The organism is Paenibacillus sp. DCT19, from assembly GCF_003268635.1.
Lineage (GTDB): Bacteria > Bacillota > Bacilli > Paenibacillales > Paenibacillaceae > Paenibacillus.
The window spans coordinates 2877192-2894974 of record NZ_CP029639.1; the positions used below are offsets into that span (position 1 = coordinate 2877192).

Annotated in this window: 12 protein-coding genes and 4 pseudogenes; 14 read left to right on the plus strand and 2 right to left on the minus strand. The window is 45.7% G+C overall.

The window, feature by feature from the left end; genetic code table 11:
* Positions 1-32 precede the first annotated feature (32 nt).
* Together DMB88_RS13105 and DMB88_RS13110 are read right to left on the minus strand one after the other, a co-directional pair.
* Positions 33-598, minus strand: a pseudogene (locus DMB88_RS13105) (PadR family transcriptional regulator).
* A 187-nt stretch (positions 599-785) separates the two neighbouring features.
* On the minus strand, positions 786-1349 hold the full coding sequence (locus tag DMB88_RS13110; RefSeq protein ID WP_128101709.1) for a beta-class carbonic anhydrase: 564 nt from the start codon (positions 1347-1349) through the stop codon (positions 786-788).
* A 417-nt stretch (positions 1350-1766) separates the two neighbouring features.
* Here DMB88_RS13110 and DMB88_RS13115 point away from each other — a divergent pair, with 417 nt between their 5' ends.
* The 14 genes and pseudogenes from DMB88_RS13115 (at position 1767) to hfq (ending at position 17684) form a co-directional block, all read left to right on the plus strand.
* Positions 1767-3281 (plus strand): carboxypeptidase M32, encoded by a 1515-nt coding sequence (locus tag DMB88_RS13115; RefSeq protein ID WP_128101710.1) that lies wholly within the window; start codon positions 1767-1769, stop codon positions 3279-3281.
* A 156-nt stretch (positions 3282-3437) separates the two neighbouring features.
* Positions 3438-4442, plus strand: a complete 1005-nt coding sequence (locus DMB88_RS13120) for an ABC transporter substrate-binding protein (protein ID WP_128104432.1) — start codon at positions 3438-3440, stop codon at positions 4440-4442.
* A 30-nt stretch (positions 4443-4472) separates the two neighbouring features.
* The gene (locus DMB88_RS13125) at positions 4473-5267 is read left to right on the plus strand and encodes an ABC transporter ATP-binding protein (protein WP_128101711.1); all 795 of its coding nucleotides are present in this window, start codon (positions 4473-4475) and stop codon (positions 5265-5267) included.
* 38 nt (positions 5268-5305) lie between these two features.
* Positions 5306-6103, plus strand: coding sequence for an ABC transporter permease (locus tag DMB88_RS13130; RefSeq protein WP_128104433.1), 798 nt, complete (start codon positions 5306-5308; stop codon positions 6101-6103).
* 654 nt (positions 6104-6757) lie between these two features.
* On the plus strand, positions 6758-7735 hold the full coding sequence (locus DMB88_RS13135; RefSeq protein ID WP_128101712.1) for an aromatic acid exporter family protein: 978 nt from the start codon (positions 6758-6760) through the stop codon (positions 7733-7735).
* A 75-nt stretch (positions 7736-7810) separates the two neighbouring features.
* Positions 7811-8370, plus strand: a pseudogene (locus DMB88_RS13140) (outer spore coat protein CotE).
* Between the two features lie 707 nt (positions 8371-9077).
* Positions 9078-9820, plus strand: a pseudogene (locus DMB88_RS31095) (hypothetical protein).
* Between the two features lie 234 nt (positions 9821-10054).
* Positions 10055-12847 (plus strand): DNA mismatch repair protein MutS, encoded by a 2793-nt coding sequence (mutS, locus tag DMB88_RS13150; protein ID WP_128101713.1) that lies wholly within the window; start codon positions 10055-10057, stop codon positions 12845-12847.
* 22 nt (positions 12848-12869) lie between these two features.
* Positions 12870-15052: pseudogene (gene mutL, locus DMB88_RS31100) on the plus strand (DNA mismatch repair endonuclease MutL).
* 17 nt (positions 15053-15069) lie between these two features.
* Positions 15070-15348 carry a hypothetical protein gene (locus DMB88_RS31995; RefSeq protein ID WP_368028340.1) on the plus strand — a complete coding sequence of 93 codons (279 nt, stop codon included), beginning with the start codon at positions 15070-15072 and terminating at the stop codon, positions 15346-15348.
* Entirely contained in the window at positions 15330-15854 is a 525-nt protein-coding gene (locus tag DMB88_RS13165; protein WP_368028341.1) for a class I SAM-dependent methyltransferase, read from the plus strand. Before DMB88_RS31995 ends, DMB88_RS13165 begins: the two co-directional genes overlap by 19 nt.
* On the plus strand, positions 15838-16785 hold the full coding sequence (gene miaA, locus DMB88_RS13170) for a tRNA (adenosine(37)-N6)-dimethylallyltransferase MiaA (RefSeq protein WP_128104434.1): 948 nt from the start codon (positions 15838-15840) through the stop codon (positions 16783-16785). Before DMB88_RS13165 ends, miaA begins: the two co-directional genes overlap by 17 nt.
* Before the next feature lie 192 nt (positions 16786-16977).
* Positions 16978-17223 carry a hypothetical protein gene (locus DMB88_RS13175; RefSeq protein WP_128101715.1) on the plus strand — a complete coding sequence of 82 codons (246 nt, stop codon included), beginning with the start codon at positions 16978-16980 and terminating at the stop codon, positions 17221-17223.
* Positions 17224-17441: 218 nt separating this feature from the next.
* The gene (gene hfq, locus DMB88_RS13180; protein ID WP_056689929.1) at positions 17442-17684 is read left to right on the plus strand and encodes an RNA chaperone Hfq; all 243 of its coding nucleotides are present in this window, start codon (positions 17442-17444) and stop codon (positions 17682-17684) included.
* Positions 17685-17783: the final 99 nt, after the last annotated feature.

Sequence of the window (17783 nt, forward strand, 5' to 3'; positions counted from 1 at the left end):
CGGTGAACTCACGGAAACGTTTCAAATTTTTCTTAATTTTCCGAAATGACTGGGATCGGGTCTTGAATCGCCGCTTGACCATCTAGTAACTGGGTAACCCAATTACACCATTCAAGGCCAGTTTGAGCGTTCATTAAGCCTTTCTGCACGAGAATATAGCTCCCGAACTCTCGACTTCCCACACGCAAATTATCCTGAGGGATGCGAGATTTCAAATCTTCAAAATAACGTATTCGCTCGTTAAACCAGTTTTTACGCTCATTCAGGATGCGTCTCATGCTTCCGTCCTCTGCAATACCGACACACAATATGCGAAGATTGAATTCATCGCGTGTAACGGGCGCAGTAACGGGAGTGATCATCCATCCAAGCAGTTTTTCAATACCTTTGTCCGTAACTGCGTACATTTTTTGTCCGGTTTGTCAGACTGTTGCACCCAGCGGGAAGATAATAACTCTTCGTTTTCCATCTTGGACAGGAGGGGATAGATCTGACTATGCTTAGCCTGCCAGTGTGGCTGAATTTTCAGCATCAGATCATAACCTGAAGACTCCTCGCGGGTAAGCAGCCCGAGCAATCCGTAGGAAAGTATGTTCATGCACATGTCTCCTTAATATTAGGGCTGAGCCAGAGAAAACAATACAATTGTAATCTTTGACCGCTTTCATAAAAGTGTACACTGAAACTGTATGGTTTGACAACCTGACAGCTAAACTGCCTTAATTTAGACAAAAAAAGAGTGCGAACCTGGAAGGTTCGCACCCAAAAGCATATGAGAGAGATGTCTACACGCTATACCCATCAGCGACAAGGTCAAGTTTACCCGTATGTGGGTCAATTACCAAGCCGTGAACGGGTGCGTTAGGTGGAAGTAGTGGATGTTTCTTAATCACTTCCACAGTATGTTTTACCCCTTCTTCAACACTGTCAAACCCGCGCAGCCACTTGTTCAGGCGGATGCCAGAGTTTTCAAGTGTAGACAATACTTCCTCTGATACGCCGCGCTCGAGCATATGACCAATCATCGTTTCTGCATGAAGAGAAGCCATACCACATTCCTTATGACCAACTACAACAACTTCATCGGCTCCAAGCTCATAGAGAGCGACAAGAACACTACGCATAACACTACCAAAAGGTTGGGAAATGATCGCGCCTGCATTTTTGATGATCTTTACATCGCCATTTTTCAAGTTCATGGCTTTGGGCAGCAATTCAACCAACCGGGTATCCATACATGTGATGATAACCATTTTTTTGGTTGGGAACTTACCAGCCGTATACTTTTCGTATTCTTTTGACTCGACAAATGTTTTGTTGTGTTCCAGAATCTCTTGAATGTTGTTCATATCCATTGCCTCCTGTGATTAAATACGATGAGCACGGCCAATTACATTACGTGTAGCTTGTCCTAATCTAAGCCGTATTGCTTCAATCATTATACTACTAATACCGTCAGCATCTATCATTATGGCTTCATTAGGTTGTTCAAAAAGTCCGCTTTTGATTACATATGTATGCCTAGCGGCATGATTAGCATCGAATATGGAATTCACCCGAAATGTCCGTTGCTCACGTAGCTTGATCTACGCTCCGCTACTCCATTTCTAGCTTCATCCCATCTTCTCGGTACTGAAAACCAATCTTTTTGAACGAACACTTTAACAACCCTAATTCAATTTGCCTCTGTTAAAAGTTGATTATAGCCATTTCAAAAAGTATCATCAATAGGGAAAACTATTAAATTTCGAGAGGTGAGCGTAACAATGGATCAACAAACACTAGAACATTTAGAATCTTTTCGTCTTTTAGTTCGCAAAATCAAAAGTTATCATGAAGCCATTGGATTGCTTCACTGGGATTTGCGCACAGGTGCGCCTAAGAAAGGTGTTCCGACACGCTCCGAAACCCTTGGTATGTTGTCAACCGAAGCTTTCAAGCTGCAAACTTCTGTTGAAATGAAGTCATACCTCGATACATTGACTCAGCCTGACGTATTACAACAACTTGAGGATCTTGATCGCCGCCAAGTGGAAGATTGCAAAAAGGAATACGATCGCAGTCAGTCCGTTCCTCCGGAGAAAGTTCAAGCCTACACTGTGCTGACGGCAAAATCAGAAACGGCGTGGGAAGATGCCAAGCATAACAGCGACTTTGCTGGATTTTCTCCGTATCTTACCGATATTGTTAAACTCAAGCAGGAGTTTATTGACTACTGGGGTGTCAAGGATACACGGTATGATACGTTGCTGGATATGTACGAGCCTGATCTTACGGTGGAGAAGGTCGATGCGGTATTCGCTCGTCTTAAGGATCGTCTGGTTCCTCTACAGGAGAAGATCAATGCTTCCAATCACAAACCTGACACTGCCTTCCTGAATCAGTTGTTTGATACCAAGCAACAAGAAAAATTCAGCCTGTTTATTTTGGAACAGATGGGATATGACTTTGAAGCTGGACGTTTGGATGAGAGTGTTCATCCATTTGCTACAGGGCTTAACCCGGGTGATGTGCGGATCACTACGAACTATTTGCAGGATGATGTTGCAAGTGCAGTCTTCAGTTCATTGCATGAAGGTGGACATGCCTTGTATGAGCAAAATATTGATGATAGCCTGGCAGGCACGCTACTTGCAGAAGGAACATCAATGGGGATTCACGAATCTCAGTCCCGTCTTTGGGAGAATATGATTGGTCGTAGTCGTCCCTTCTGGGCACGATACTACAAGGATCTACAGCAACATTTCCCGCAGCTTAGCGAAGTTGAGCTGGAGGATTTCTATCGGGCGATTAACCGTGTGGAGAGTTCGTTAATTCGGATTGATGCAGATGAGCTGACCTATAACCTGCATATTATTATCCGGTATGAGATTGAGAAAATGCTGTTCAATGAAGGGCTTGAAGTGAAGGATCTACCGGAAACGTGGAATGAGAAATACAAGGAGTATCTTGGGATTACGCCGCCGAATGATGGTGTAGGTGTGCTTCAGGATGTTCACTGGTCCGGTGGGGATTTCGGTTATTTTGCATCGTATTCACTTGGTAACATGTATGCTGCACAGATTCTACATACGTTGCGCCAAGAGATGCCCGAATTTGATGCCCACATCGCTGAAGGTAATCTCATTCCAATCAAGGAATGGTTGACGGACAAAATTTATCGTTATGGCAGAACTCGTACACCTTCTGAATTGATCATGGCCGTAACGGGAGAAGAATTGAATCCTGATTATTTGGCTGATTATTTGGAAGAGAAATACGCTGAAATATATAAGCTGTAATTTAGCTGTAATTCAGAGGCAACAACCATATGAAATCTGCAGGAGCGGGGCGAACGAGCCTCGCTCTTCTTTTGTGTGCAACTTCTTAACCTTTTGCTGGGCTCCCGCATATGGTTAGTAGAGAAACAATGGAAGCCCGAAAAGGAGGGGAATATGATGAAATACACGCCCTGGTTCATCCGAGCGATTGTTATTTTGCTCATTGTCATCGTTGCACTCACCAGCTGTAACCAAGAAAAAAATGAGTCCAAAATTACAATAGGCGAGGTTACGCGTTCAGTCTTCTACGCACCAGAATATGTTGCTGTGGCTCAAGGTTTTTTTGAAGAACAAGGGCTTGAGGTGGAGATTCAAACGACGGCTGGCGGTGATAAAACGATGGCGGCATTGCTTGCTGGTTCTGTTGACATCGCCCTGGTGGGAGCAGAAACGTCCATCTATGTGTATCAGCAAGGTGCTGAGGATCGGGTCATTAACTTCGCACAGCTCACCCAGACCGACGGAACGTTTCTGTTTGCCCGGAATACAGCGGATACCTTTGACTGGGATCAATTAAGACAGAGCACCTTCTTGGGACAAAGAAAAGGCGGCATGCCGCAAATGGCAGGAGAGTTTGCCTTGAGCAAACATGGAATCAATGCACATCAGGATCTGGAACTGATACAAAATGTGGATTTTGCGAATATTGCGTCTGCTTTTGCATCCGGTACAGGAGATTATGTGCAGTTGTTCGAACCACAGGCATCTATTTTTGAACAAGAGGGACGCGGAAAAGTCGTGGCATCATTCGGAACGGAGAGTGGGAAGCTGCCCTATACCGTGTTCATGACCAAACAAAGCTTCATTAACGACAACAAAGAAGTGGTTCAGAAGTTTACCAATGGATTGCACAAAGCACAGCTATGGGTTGATTCTCATACTGCAGAAGAGATTGCCGAGGTCATTCTTCCATTCTTCAAGGATATTGATCCAGCGATCCTGATCAGCAGCGTGAATCGTTACAAGGAACAAGGTACGTATGCGACTGATCCGATTATTGATGAGGATGAGTGGAATAATCTACTGGATGTCATGAGTGCAGCAGGAGAGCTGAAGGAGCGCGTAGATGCAGAAGTCATTGTGGATAATGCGTTTGCAGAGCAAACTGCGGCATCGAAGTAAGAAGGTGTTCAGGAAAGGAAGTGAACGTTAATGCCTGAATCCGAAACGGTAATTCGACTGGAAGGAATCTCGCAAGTGTATGTCAGTGAACGTGAAGCTTCCTTGGTGATTGAGAATCTGAGCCTTTACGTGAATCAAGGTGAATTTGTCAGCCTGGTAGGCCCAAGTGGTTGTGGCAAAACGACTTTATTATCGATCATCGCCGGTCTGCTTACGCCGACTGCTGGTGAGGTTAGCGTCAAAGGAAGGCTGGTTGAAGGCCCGTCTTCCCAGGTAGGTTATATGTTGCAACAGGACTATCTGTTCCCTTGGCGGACCATTTTGGATAATGCTCTAATTGGACTCGAACTTACAGGCAGACTGGATGATCGAAGTCGAATTCGAACGCGGGAACTGCTCTCAGATATGGGGCTTGCGGGTACGGAGAATCAGTATCCTTCCGAATTGTCTGGTGGTATGCGACAGAGAGTTGCTCTTGTACGCACACTTGCGACGGATCCTGGATTATTACTGTTGGATGAACCATTCTCCGCGTTGGATTACCAAACCAAGCTTCAATTGGAAGATCTGGTATCTGATATTTTGAAGGACTCAGGGAAAACGGCAGTGCTTGTAACCCATGATCTATCTGAAGCTATTGCTGTAAGTGATCGGATTATTGTACTTGATCGTAATCCGGGTCGCATCCGCAAGGAGTTTGTTGTTCCGGCGTCAATTCGGGAGGCGCAGCCTTTTTTTGCTCGGGAGCAGGAAGGATTCAACGAACTTTTTCAAGCTTTATGGAGTGAGCTTGAACAGTCCGGAGGAGGTGAGAATATCGAGTGAATCAGGCAAAACGAAAGCAGGAAAACCGCGAGGTCTGGATGAAAGAGTTGTATCAAAATCATATCCAGCAGGTAGCGAGATGGCGTCGTCAGGTGCTTGCGGTTCAGTTATCCCTGCTGGTAGGTATGTTTCTTTTATGGGAGCTTGCAGGAAGGATGCGCTGGATTGATGTATTGCTGTTCAGTTATCCGAGTAAAATATTCAGTCAGATTGGCAAGGATGTTGCGAGTGGGGAGATTTGGGCGCATGTTGGGGTTACTGTAGGGGAGACGGCAGTCGGTTTTTTGCTGGGGACGCTCGTAGGAACACTACTTGCTGTCCTGATCTGGTGGTCTCCTTTTCTCTGCAAGGTGCTTGATCCGTATATGGTTGTGTTCAACAGTATGCCAAAGGTAGCGCTGGGGCCGATTTTTATTGTGATGTTTGGTGCTGGTTTTACAGCCATCGTGATGACGACGTTATCCATTACAGTCATCATTACGACCCTTGTGGTGTACAACAGCTTCAATGAGGTGGATAGCAATTATGTTAAAGTGATTCGCACATTTGGTGGGGATCGTACTGAAATTTTCACCAAAGTGGTGCTGCCTGCATCGTTTCCAGCCATCGTGTCTACACTCAAAGTGAATGTCGGCATGGCTTGGGTGGGCGTAATCGTAGGTGAATTTTTGGTTGCGAAACAGGGTCTGGGCTATCTGATTATCTATGGATTCCAGGTGTTTAACTTCACGTTGGTACTGTCCAGCTTATTAATTATTGCTGTTGTCGCCACTGCGATGTATCAACTGGTGGTATATGTTGAACGTAAATTAATAGCAGGACGCAGATCGTTATAGAGGTTGTTCAAAAAGTCCGCTTTTGATTACGATGGATGCCTGAAGGCATCTCAGCATCGAAGATGAAATTCAGCCGAAATGTCCGTTGCTCACGTAGTTTTGCCTACGCTCCGCTACTCCATTTCTATCTTCATTCCATCTTCTCGGTACTGAAAACCGACCATTTTGAACACGCACTTATAGTGCCTCTTCAAAGGTTTATTTAGACTGCGTAATGATATGTATACAATTTCACAAGAGGTGTCACGTTGCCCGAACAGACAAAATCAAGTACCATAAAATTACGATATTCCGCACAGTCCGGAATACAGGTGACAATTGGGATAGAGAGCCTGATGGTTCCGTCGCATGGATTAGCCAGCGTCCTCTTGAGGGCGCGTTGTTGTGACCGGCATGCCTGTGCATGTCGGTTGATGTCGTTTGTCATTTCAATTATAACCGGGTTATGTATCATTCCTTGTTTTTATTTGGGAAAAGCAATGGATTGTTGCAAGTTGTGTAATACTAGACATTATCGTCTGTATCGTTATGCATGCCATCAGCGGGATCTGTTGTGACAGGGGATTGAACGCTTATCAGCGTGCAAGCGTTGAATTCCAGAGGGAGACGAGCTGGCTATGAATTTTTTTCAGCTTAGAGGAGATGGAATGTTAAATGGGTTTTAGGGTAATAAAAACCGCAATTGCAGCGCTAATGGCTGTTCTGATTGCGGATTGGTGCGGACTGCCTGGTCCGACATCAGCAGGATTGCTTGCTATTCTAGGCGTGGATGTAACCAGAAAAAAAAGTATTCGCACGATATCGGCGCGATTCTTCGCTTCAGTCGTGGGTTTGCTGTTTGCCAGTGTGCTTTTTCATTTTCTCGGCTTCCATTACTGGGTATTGGCGGTATACATATTAATTGCATTTCCGGTCATTGTTCGTGCCGGATTCAAAGAAGGCATTGTGACAGGTTCTGTCGTCGTGTTCCGTGTATTTAGCGGTGGAGAAATGGATGTGCACGTTATTCTAGTGCAAGTCGCACTGCTAATGATTGGTCTGGGTTCTGCGATGATCGTTAATCTGGCTTATATGCCTGCTGCAGATCCGCAGATGTTACGTATTCGCAAACGAATCGATGAACTGTTCTCAGTCATTTTCAAAGAATTTGCAGCTACACTTCGTAATCCGAATGAAGTATGGGCAGGTAAGGAGCTTATTGAAGCTGACAAGGCCGTTCTCGGTGGTATTGAAGCAGCAAAGCGCTCGCTCGAAAATCAAGTGATCCATCCTAATGAGGAATGGAGTGTATATTTCTATATGCGGAAAACGCAGCTGGACTCGATCCAGCATATGATGCATCTCGTATCTCAGATATATCAGAAGATGCCTCATGCAGAGATGGTTTCAGAGCTGTTCGATCAGCTCAGTCAGGATGTTCTGACAGAGTCTTATACTGGACGAACCGAAAAACTTCTTGCAGATGTGCAAGAAGAATTCAGGCGTATGGAACTGCCAGATACAAGGGAAGAATTCGAGATTCGTTCTGCAATTCTCCAGCTATGCCGCGAACTCGCGCTGTATCTTAAGATCGCGAAGAAGGACAAAGCGCCGTCACCAATTTCGGATCGTTCTCAATCTACAAATGAATAATAGAAAATAGTTGTCACCCTAGACGGATGCCCTGCATACACTTGTAGTGAATGATTGTATGGAGGAGGTTTAAAGATGTCATTGAGTCATAAACATCAATGTAGAGAGATCATCACGAAGGCGATCTGCGGCAAAGGTCGTAAGTTCTCTACCGTAACACATACCGTGACTCCGCCAAATGGTCCGACCAGTATTTTGGGGCTTGGATTATCAACCACCAATATGAAGCCGTATCAGCGGGAGATGGGATTGAAGTTATTGGTACTTACGATATCAACATTTGGTATTCCTATGACAAAAACTCGCAGACCGATGTAGCCAAAGAAACAGTGTCGTATGTAGAACATGTGCCTCTGTCTTACCTGGATCCGAAGCACCGGGCTTCCACGGTAGAGGTATCTGCGGAATCAACGCAGGAACCGAGTTGTGTGGAAGCCACAGTATCAGCAGGTGGAGGTAGCGTAATTATCCGGGTGGAACGGGAATTCGCTGTTGAGCTGGTAGCTGAAACTAAAGTTTGTGTGAAAGTGTGCACGGACGGTTGTGGAGATTATGAGGATAAAGACTACGACTATGGCAGCAGCGATGGAGATTATGACGATCTCGATCCCGATCTGCTGGACGATGAGCTGTAAGTTCATCGTACCTGTTTTGCAACTTTAAGGTATCATATGCGCCGGAAGCGGCAACGAAGAGGGCGTAAGCCCTCTTTTTTTATTTTTATTATGTTGGCAGCATGAGTCTTGGAGAGGTCAAATAAACGTTGAATGTAATGTACTATTGAGCGCGATAAAATTTATCATAAAACTTGTTGAAGGGAGGGGACAGGATGAATGTGCTTGAGGAAGCGGAGGAGGCTGTCAGGCGGTACCATGAGATGCTCTCTAGTGAACGCATCAGGCGGCTGGAACAAGTAGGCATAGAAGTGGCTTCGTCACAAGAAAGGCAAAGGCTTAAGTCTGGACTACGCGCTCGTTATGAGGTGGAGATATGCTGTCTTCAGGCTATTAAAATTAAACGAAAAGATACAAGTGGTATGAACAGTTCGCAGGAAAGTGTGCTTGATCGTGACGCAGCATCCACATTGTACAAACGCATCGAACGGTTAGCGGTCAAAACATTGTATACGCTTGGATTAGATCATGGCTCTGTTAGGCTTGAGGCCTCTGGTAAGAGCGGCTGTGCAGTAATCTCGATTGATCCCCGTCCATGGAAAGGGATGACAGATCTCACAACCCTGTATCGTGCAGGTTGGAACGAGCTTCAGACAGCGTTGGATGAAGAACGCCGTAATCAGGTCGTTCCGGTACTCGGGATGGATCCAGAGTTCTTGCTTGTACAGATGCCAGAATCCAAAATCGTTCCTGCCTCCCGATTTCTAGAGCGTTCAGGGCTTGCCGGGTGTGATTCAGTGACAATCGGTGGTCGACGGATCTATCCTGTCGCAGAGCTGCGTCCATCTCCAAGCGCCGAGCCACGTGAATTGCTGACCCATTTGCTTCGAGCCTTCAATCTAGCCTCACGCAGCATAACCGATCACTCGTTGATATGGCAGGCTGGGGGATGCCGCAACGAGGTTTACCGCTTGGAGGACATATTCATTTCAGTGGGATTACCTTAAGCGGACAGTTGTTACGCACTCTGGATAATTACTTAGCGCTACCGCTTGCTTTTTTACAGGATCCTCGGGGAGATGGGCGGCGTCCACGTTACGGAGTTCTTGGGGATTTTCGTGTAAAGTCCTATGGTGGTTTCGAGTATCGTACACTCCCAAGTTTCTTGGTGTCTCCGTTAGTTGCAAAAGGGGTCGTTGCTCTAGCTCGTCTCATTGCAGGCAACTTTCTGAATTTACTTCAGCGCCCCCTGGCTAAAGAGCATGTTCACACGGCTTTTTATGAGGGAGACCGGGGTGTGATGCAGAGATATATTCCTACGCTTCTGGATGACCTGACAAGACTGCCTGGATACGAAAAGGTAGAACGATACGCAGCGCCCCTCATTCGTCAATTGAGAGAAGGCAATACATGGGATGAGAGTCGAGATATTCGCAAACTCTGGAATATTCGAGCAAATCATGAAGAATGAATATTTTTTTGTTATAATAAGATTCGATCAGGTTCGGATATAGCTACGGAAGATTAGGCATGGAAGCAACTTACAGGGTTATGGAGCAAACCAAAATACAAGGCGGAGGCATGATTAGATGCTTTACCGCCTTATTGTTCCTTCAAGAGGTCGTTCAAAGTGTGCCAAAAGAATACGCGTTGTAAGGATCGGTGCACACCCTGACAAGTAAAAGCAAACGGATGGAGGATATTCATGGCTCAGTATACGCCAATGATTCAACAATACTTGCAAGTTAAAGCTGAAGCACAGGATGCTTTTCTTTTTTTTAGATTAGGTGATTTCTATGAAATGTTCTTCGATGATGCAATCAATGCAGCTCGTGAGCTTGAAATAACATTAACCGCACGGAATGGCGGTACAGAAGATAAAATTCCGATGTGTGGCGTACCTTATCATTCGGCTGACAATTACATACAGCGTTTGATTGAAAAAGGTTATAAAGTAGCAATCTGTGAACAAATGGAAGATCCAACCGTAACAAAAGGGATGGTACGCCGTGAGATTGTGCGTGTCATTACGCCTGGTACTGTTATGGAAGGTAAAACACTCGGTGATAAAACGAATAACTATATGGTGTGTTTAACGGGAAATGCCAATACGCTGGCTTTGGCGGCGTGTGACTTGTCAACAGGGGAGTTGTACGTCACATCCGTTCCGTACTCTGCAGAGTGGCTTAAGGATGAGATTGGTATCTACGAACCTTCGGAATTCGTGGGGGATGCTGCCTTGCTTGATGTCGTTGCAGCCCAGTCGTCACCAATTGGTCGGCCGGTAGTATATACGCCATGGGTGAAGAGCAAAGGGGATCTGGTGCAACAGCAATTCGGTGAAGCGGTATGGGCTCGTCTGGAGCCAGAGCGTCAGGAATGTATTGCCCGCCTCTTCTCTTATCTAAGTGAAACGCAGAAGCGTTCGTTGGGTCAGCTCACACAGATTTCGACGTATGAGCCAGAGCATTATATGATCCTCGATCCGTTCACCAGACGTAACTTGGAGTTGGTAGAAACGGTGCGGGAACGATCCAAAAAAGGTTCATTGCTGTGGCTACTAGACCGGACAGAAACGTCGATGGGTGCACGTATGCTGCGTCGCTGGATTGATAAACCGTTGCTGCAAAAAGGCAAAATTAATGAGCGGCTTGAAGCGGTGGATACGCTATATAACCAGTTTATTTTACGTGAAGACCTTCGTGCGGAGCTTAAGGATATCTATGATCTGGAGCGTCTAGTCGGGCGAATTGCGTTTGGCAATGCCAACGGGCGGGATCTGAATGCACTGAAGCACTCTTTGGACAAAGTACCGCGCTTGCGTCAGCACTGTGCAGACTCGCCGTCTCGTACTCTTCAACAAATTGCACAGGTGATGGACGATTGTGAGGATCTGCGTGATATCATCGGGCAGGCGATTGTGGATGAGCCACCCGTATCGGTACGAGACGGTGGATTAATTCGAGCAGGATATCATGAGCGGCTAGACGAGCTGCGAGAAGCTTCTGTGAATGGTAAGCAATGGATTGCGGAATTGGAAGCGAGAGAGCGTGAAGCTACCGGCATTCGTTCACTTAAAATCGGTTATAACAAGGTATTTGGCTATTATATTGAGATTACCAAATCGAATCTTGCTGCCCTGCCAGAGGGGCGTTATGAGCGGAAGCAGACTCTTGCGAATGCGGAGCGTTATATCACACCAGAACTGAAAGAGAAAGAAACTTTAATTCTCGAAGCGCAGGATAAGATGGTTGATATCGAGTATGCGCTATTTACGGAACTACGGGACAAGCTCAATTTAGAAATTGCCAGATTGCAGAAGTTGGCTGAACAGGTGGCCGAGATTGATGTGTACCAATCCTTCGCAGCCATCAGTGCGGAGCGTAGCTTTGTTAAGCCTACAATAACGGACGGGTATGATCTTGTCGTTGAACAAGGTCGACATCCGGTGGTCGAAGCAGTAATGCGAGACGGGGCGTTTATCGCCAACCAAACCGCGATGAAGAAGGATGAGGCTCGGATTCTGTTGATTACTGGTCCCAATATGGCTGGTAAAAGTACGTATATGAGACAGGTGGCACTCATATCCATTCTAGCGCAAGTTGGATGCTTCGTTCCTGCTGGACAGGCGGAAGTACCCATAATGGATCGGATTTTCACTCGAATTGGTGCGGCGGATGATCTGATCGGTGGTCAGAGTACATTCATGGTGGAAATGGCTGATATTCAGGTCATGACGGAGAAAGCGACACCAAGAAGTTTGATTATTATTGACGAGTTGGGACGAGGCACTTCCACAAGCGAAGGTATGGCTATTGCCCAGTCGGTTATCGAATATGTACATGATGTGATTGGATGTAAAGCTCTTGTATCGACTCACTTCCATGAACTTGCTCATCTGGAGGAAAGCTTAGACAAGCTGGCGAACTACTCCATGGCAGTTCAAGAAAGTGGTGACAAAGTCAACTTCCTGCGTAAACTCATTGCTGGTGCGGCAAGCAGCAGCTACGGAATTTATTGCGCACGGTTGGCAGGTCTGCCGGACAGCATTATTGATAGAGCCAATGGACTGCTTCATGGGTTTGAACATGCTGCCGCTCAGGTCGCTGTAGGAAGTGAGACTATAGTCAAGCTCAGTGAGCGTGAGGTTTTCTCCAGAGAGGACACAGCACGGATCGATATTTCTTCGATCATCCGTGAGGAAAAAGCATCTTTGGAGCCAAACGAATCTGTCGAAGGGTCTAATCAACGAAACGAACAGGAGAACAAAAGAGGTAATAAGGGGCAATCTAGTCATAAGTCTCCTGAGGTTGTGCAACTGTCTATTTTCGGGGATGAAGAGCCGAGTGTAGCTCAGACTCCAGTTGTCCAGGAGATGGATCAATCTACGAAGGAATTCATTCACCATATGAAAGACATTGATGTCATGAATATGACGCCACTTCAGGCAATGCAAGTATTGAATGAACTCAAATTAAAGGCGCAGCAGTTATCCTGAGAATACGGGAGGGGAGAAACCTGTGGCGAAAATACATGTATTGGATGAACATATTGCGAACCAGATAGCAGCAGGTGAGGTTGTTGAGCGTCCTGCTTCTGTGGTGAAAGAGTTGCTGGAAAATGCGGTGGATGCTGGAGCTACCAAAATCGAGGTTGCAGTCGAAGAAGGTGGACTTCTCAGCATTCGCGTTAAGGATAATGGATCAGGCATAGAGCCTGATGATCTAGAGACTGCTTTTTACCGTCATGCTACAAGCAAAATTACCCATGGGCGTGATCTATTTCAGATTACCAGCTTAGGGTTCCGCGGCGAGGCTTTACCCAGTATCGCGGCTGTTTCTAAGGTTGATGTACTGACAGCGAGTGGAGATGATGGTCGAGGACGTCGCATTATCATTGAGGGCGGAAAGCTCACTTCACATGAGGATGCGACATCACCACAAGGCACGGAATTTGTCGTGAAGGAGTTATTTTATAACACACCAGCGCGATTAAAATATATGAAGACCATTCAGACCGAGCTGGGACATATCTCAGACGTATTATATCGTATGGCGATGTCTCATCCTCATATCTCATTTACGTTGCGGCACAATGCCAATGTGTTGCTGCAAACGCTAGGTAATGGCGATCTGCTGCAGGTCGTTGCCGCCATTTATGGAACAAGTGCAGCTAAGGCGATGTTGCCGATTGAAGGAGAAAATCTGGACTATCGCGTGAGCGGATTAATCAGTCTGCCAGAGTGGACGCGTGCTAATCGTGGTGGGATGTCAACGATTGTGAATGGGCGTTTCATTCGAAATTATGGTCTTAATCAGGCCATTCTTAAGGCATACCATACCTTGCTACCTATTAATCGTTTCCCACTCGTCGTTATTCAACTGGAGATGCATCCATCACTAGTGGATGTGAACGTGCATCCAGCCAAGCTTGAGGTGCGGTTCAGTAAAGAAGCGGAATTATACGAATTTGTGGAAGCAACGGTGCGTGGTATATTGCGGCAGGAAGTTCTTATTCCCCAGGTCAAGAAGCAGCAGATTAGACGTGGAGACGATAGCTCTTTTATCCAGGAACAGTTCTTATTCCCAAGAGGGCCGGTTAAGGAATACGGAGATACAGAAGGGCATCATCAGCAACGAACCACAGGAGATGCATCTGCACACGAATCGAAGCTTGGATCAAGCAATGGATCGGGGACTATCTCAAAGCCCATCTCGGGGCAATCCTTCCTTCTGAGGAGGATGATCTAGACGCTCCAGCTGATGTTCAACCTGGTGAGGCTACTGAACTCTTGAACCAGTTAGCTCCGCTGCCTGAGGCACCACCTGAACATGATGGTTCATATGACCCATATGCTTCGTTAAGTTCGAAAGGTGCTGTGCTGGAGCAGGAGAGCGAAAAGGACAAGCGAGACGATTATTCTAGTTCATTACCATTACAAAATGATCCAAATGATAAACCATCTGTTAATCAACAACGCTCTACAGATTATTCGGTTAGAGAAACACGTTCCTCCTACAGTCCGAGTAATACTGCAAAGGGAGAACGGAGCTGGAGAAGCTCCAGTCTGCCGGATACGGCGAAACTGGCTTCTGCCATTCAATCTAATAGCTCCATGCCTGCATTTCCTGATCTTAGTCTGATCGGGCAGCACCATGGCACGTATCTTATAGCGCAGAACGAAGATGGACTCTATTTGATCGATCAGCACGCTGCACATGAACGAGTGAATTACGAGTATTATTATGAGAAATTTGGCAATCCAGCAACAGCTTCACAGGAGTTGTTGTTACCCATTACGCTGGAGTTTACGCCATCGGAGACGGAAAAGCTGAAAACAAGATTGGCATGGTTTGAACAGGCAGGTGTTTATCTAGAGCACTTTGGTGGACAGACTTTCCGAGTGCGCTCACATCCGTTTTGGTTTCCTAAAGGGGATGAGAAGGACATCATTGAGGAAATGTCTGAATGGGTACTGAGTGAACGAAGCATTGATGTGGCGAAAATGAGGGAAGCTGCTTCAATTATGTGTTCGTGTAAGGCTTCCATTAAGGCGAATCAGAAGCTGACTGATCAGGAAGCGGAAGTGTTGATTCAGCGGCTTGGTTCGTGCCGGCAACCGTACACTTGTCCACATGGTAGACCGATTGTAGTTTCATTTTCAACCTATGATCTGGAAAAACTTTTCAAACGGGTAATGTAATCATTTAGGAGGAAGTTATGTATATTACAACCGGTGACACGGAGGCTACATCTCTCGTGGAACGGGCACGTAAGCTAGCACAATCAACAGGCGGAACTTATGTGCCACGCAACAGGACATCATTGGCAAGAATGCTAGAACGGTACGGAGTCAATGAGATTCTTGTTGTACTGAAAGGAAGAGCGCGTTTATTTCGCAAGGACGCACCCCAACTGGAGTTTCATCCAAGTATGGGGTTTGTTCGTGCAAAGCGTGTGCTAAGGGAGAGCCTGACCCTATGCTTGAAGCAGGCTTAGTATGTGAAGGAGATACTATTCTTGATTGCACAGCAGGCTTAGGTACGGATGCGATGGTTTTCTCTGTTGCTGCTGGCAAAAGAGGTCGTGTGATTGCATGCGAAAGCTCACCAGCCCTTTACGCATTGTTAGTGGAAGGCATGTCTCATTATGAGAGCAATCAGCCCGCGGTAGATGAAGCCTTCAGACGCATTGAGCTCCATCATGCGAATCATCTGGATTTACTCCGTTCGCTGCCTGACCGAAGCTGTGATACGATTTACTTTGATCCGATGTTTCGTGAGCCAATGATGGACTCCAGTGCCATCCAGCCTCTACGGGAGTATGCGAACGCCAATGCTTTAGCGGAAGAGAGCATTGTTGAAGCAAAGCGAGTGGCACGTAAGCGGGTAGTTATGAAAGAAAAGCGCGGCAGCGTTGAGTTTACGAGACTTGGATTTGAGGTACTCGATCGAGCTAATGCAAAAACACTGTACGGAGTGATTAATGTTGAAAGTGGAAGCTAAGCCGAAATTGCTTGTATTGGTTGGTCCAACAGCAGTAGGCAAAACAAGAATGAGCATTGAGCTTGCCAAGGCGTTTCATTGTGAGATTATCTCAGGAGATTCGATGCAGGTATATCGCGAAATGGATATTGGCACGGCTAAAATTACCGAAGACGAGATGCAGGGCATACCCCACCATCTAATTGATATACATGAACCGGAATATCCTTACTCTGTGGCAGAGTTTCAGGAAAGTGCTACACGTTTAATTGGAGAAATTCAAGGACGTGGCAAACTTCCATTCATTGTAGGCGGAACCGGGCTGTACGTGGAATCGGTATGTTACGGATTTCAGTTCTCGGAAAGCGGCTCTGACGAAGTATTTCGCGAAGAACAATTTCGTTATGCGGACCAACATGGGCCTCAGGCGCTTCACGATAAATTAAGAGCAGTCGATCCTGTGAGTGCAGATCGTTTGCACATGAATGACCAACGAAGAATCGTGCGGGCGTTGGAGATCCATCATTTAACGGGTGAGAAATGGTCAGATCAGCTTGCTGCTCAAAAGAAAGAGTCACCATACGATCTAAGCATCATAGGACTTACGATGGATCGTGCGAAGCTGTATAGCCGGGTAGAAGAACGAATCGACCTCATGATTGAGCAGGGCTTGGTCGATGAAGTGAAATCCTTGTTAGATCGTGGTGTTGCCAGAGGGCATATTTCCATGCAGGGGCTTGGCTATAAGGAAATTGCTGCATATCTGCAAGGTGAAGTGAGCTGGGAAGCAGCGGTGGAATGGTTGAAAAGAGACACTCGTCGATTCGCCAAACGCCAATTGTCCTGGTTCCGTCATATGAAAGATATCGAGTGGGTCGATGTGACAGATACTGAAAATTTTGCAGGCAATCTTGAGCAAGTGTCTGGATTAATTAAGCAGAGATTTAGTTGATTTTTGGGCAATTATTGGTGTGCAAGCAGGGCTTTTGAACCTCTCTCTTTTGATAAAAAGAGAGAGGTTTTATTATTTTTATGATTAATAACGAGATGTAATTATTAAATCGGTTGTAAAATAATAACATAAATAATAAAATGGACATAGTTTACAATTAAATGAGGTGCTTTTTCCTCCGGTGTGAAAGGAATGATTCAAATGCATTTTGAGCCATCTGGTGTGACAACCATATATATGTTTTTCTCAGGTTTATTTGGGATTAGCTTTGCAATAGCAGGCTTGGTTGCTCTAATCTGGGCAATTATTGTGTTATCCAAGACCAACACATATTTGAAACTACTTATTGAGGATCGAAGAAAGCGAGATTATAGTTCGCAGAATCAGCATGCGACAAGTTTGAAAGAAGAACAGTGGAATCCAGAAGAAAAGCGTTAATAATCGAAGGATTTGTCCCTCTTTTGTAAAACTGACAAGCGGTGTATAATGGATAAGTCTTCTAGTTATTAATGTGCTTGTAACAAGGTGCAAAATAGCAGACAAGGGGTTTTTGTGGATTATATGAAACTGTTCATGATATAATAGCACGAAAGCTACTCAGCGATATTGAATATTACTCAATCACGAATTCAAATGAACCAATGGGGGTACGGCTAATGAACAAGTCCATCAACATCCAAGATACGTTCTTGAACCAACTGCGGAAAGAAAACATTCCTGCTACGGTCTATCTGACCAACGGCTTCCAAATCCGCGGAACGATCAAGGCATTTGACAATTTTACGATCGTCATTGACAGCGACGGACGCCAGCAAATGGTCTACAAGCACGCCATCTCCACGTTCACGCCGCAACGCAGCGTATCGCTGATGCAGCAAGACAACAACGGCGAAGCTTAAAAAATTACGAAACCTTTTTAACAACCATTTCGTCTACATGTATAGGAATTGAAGCAGAGCAACCTGAATAAGGGTTGTTCTTTTCATTCCGGGCAAAAT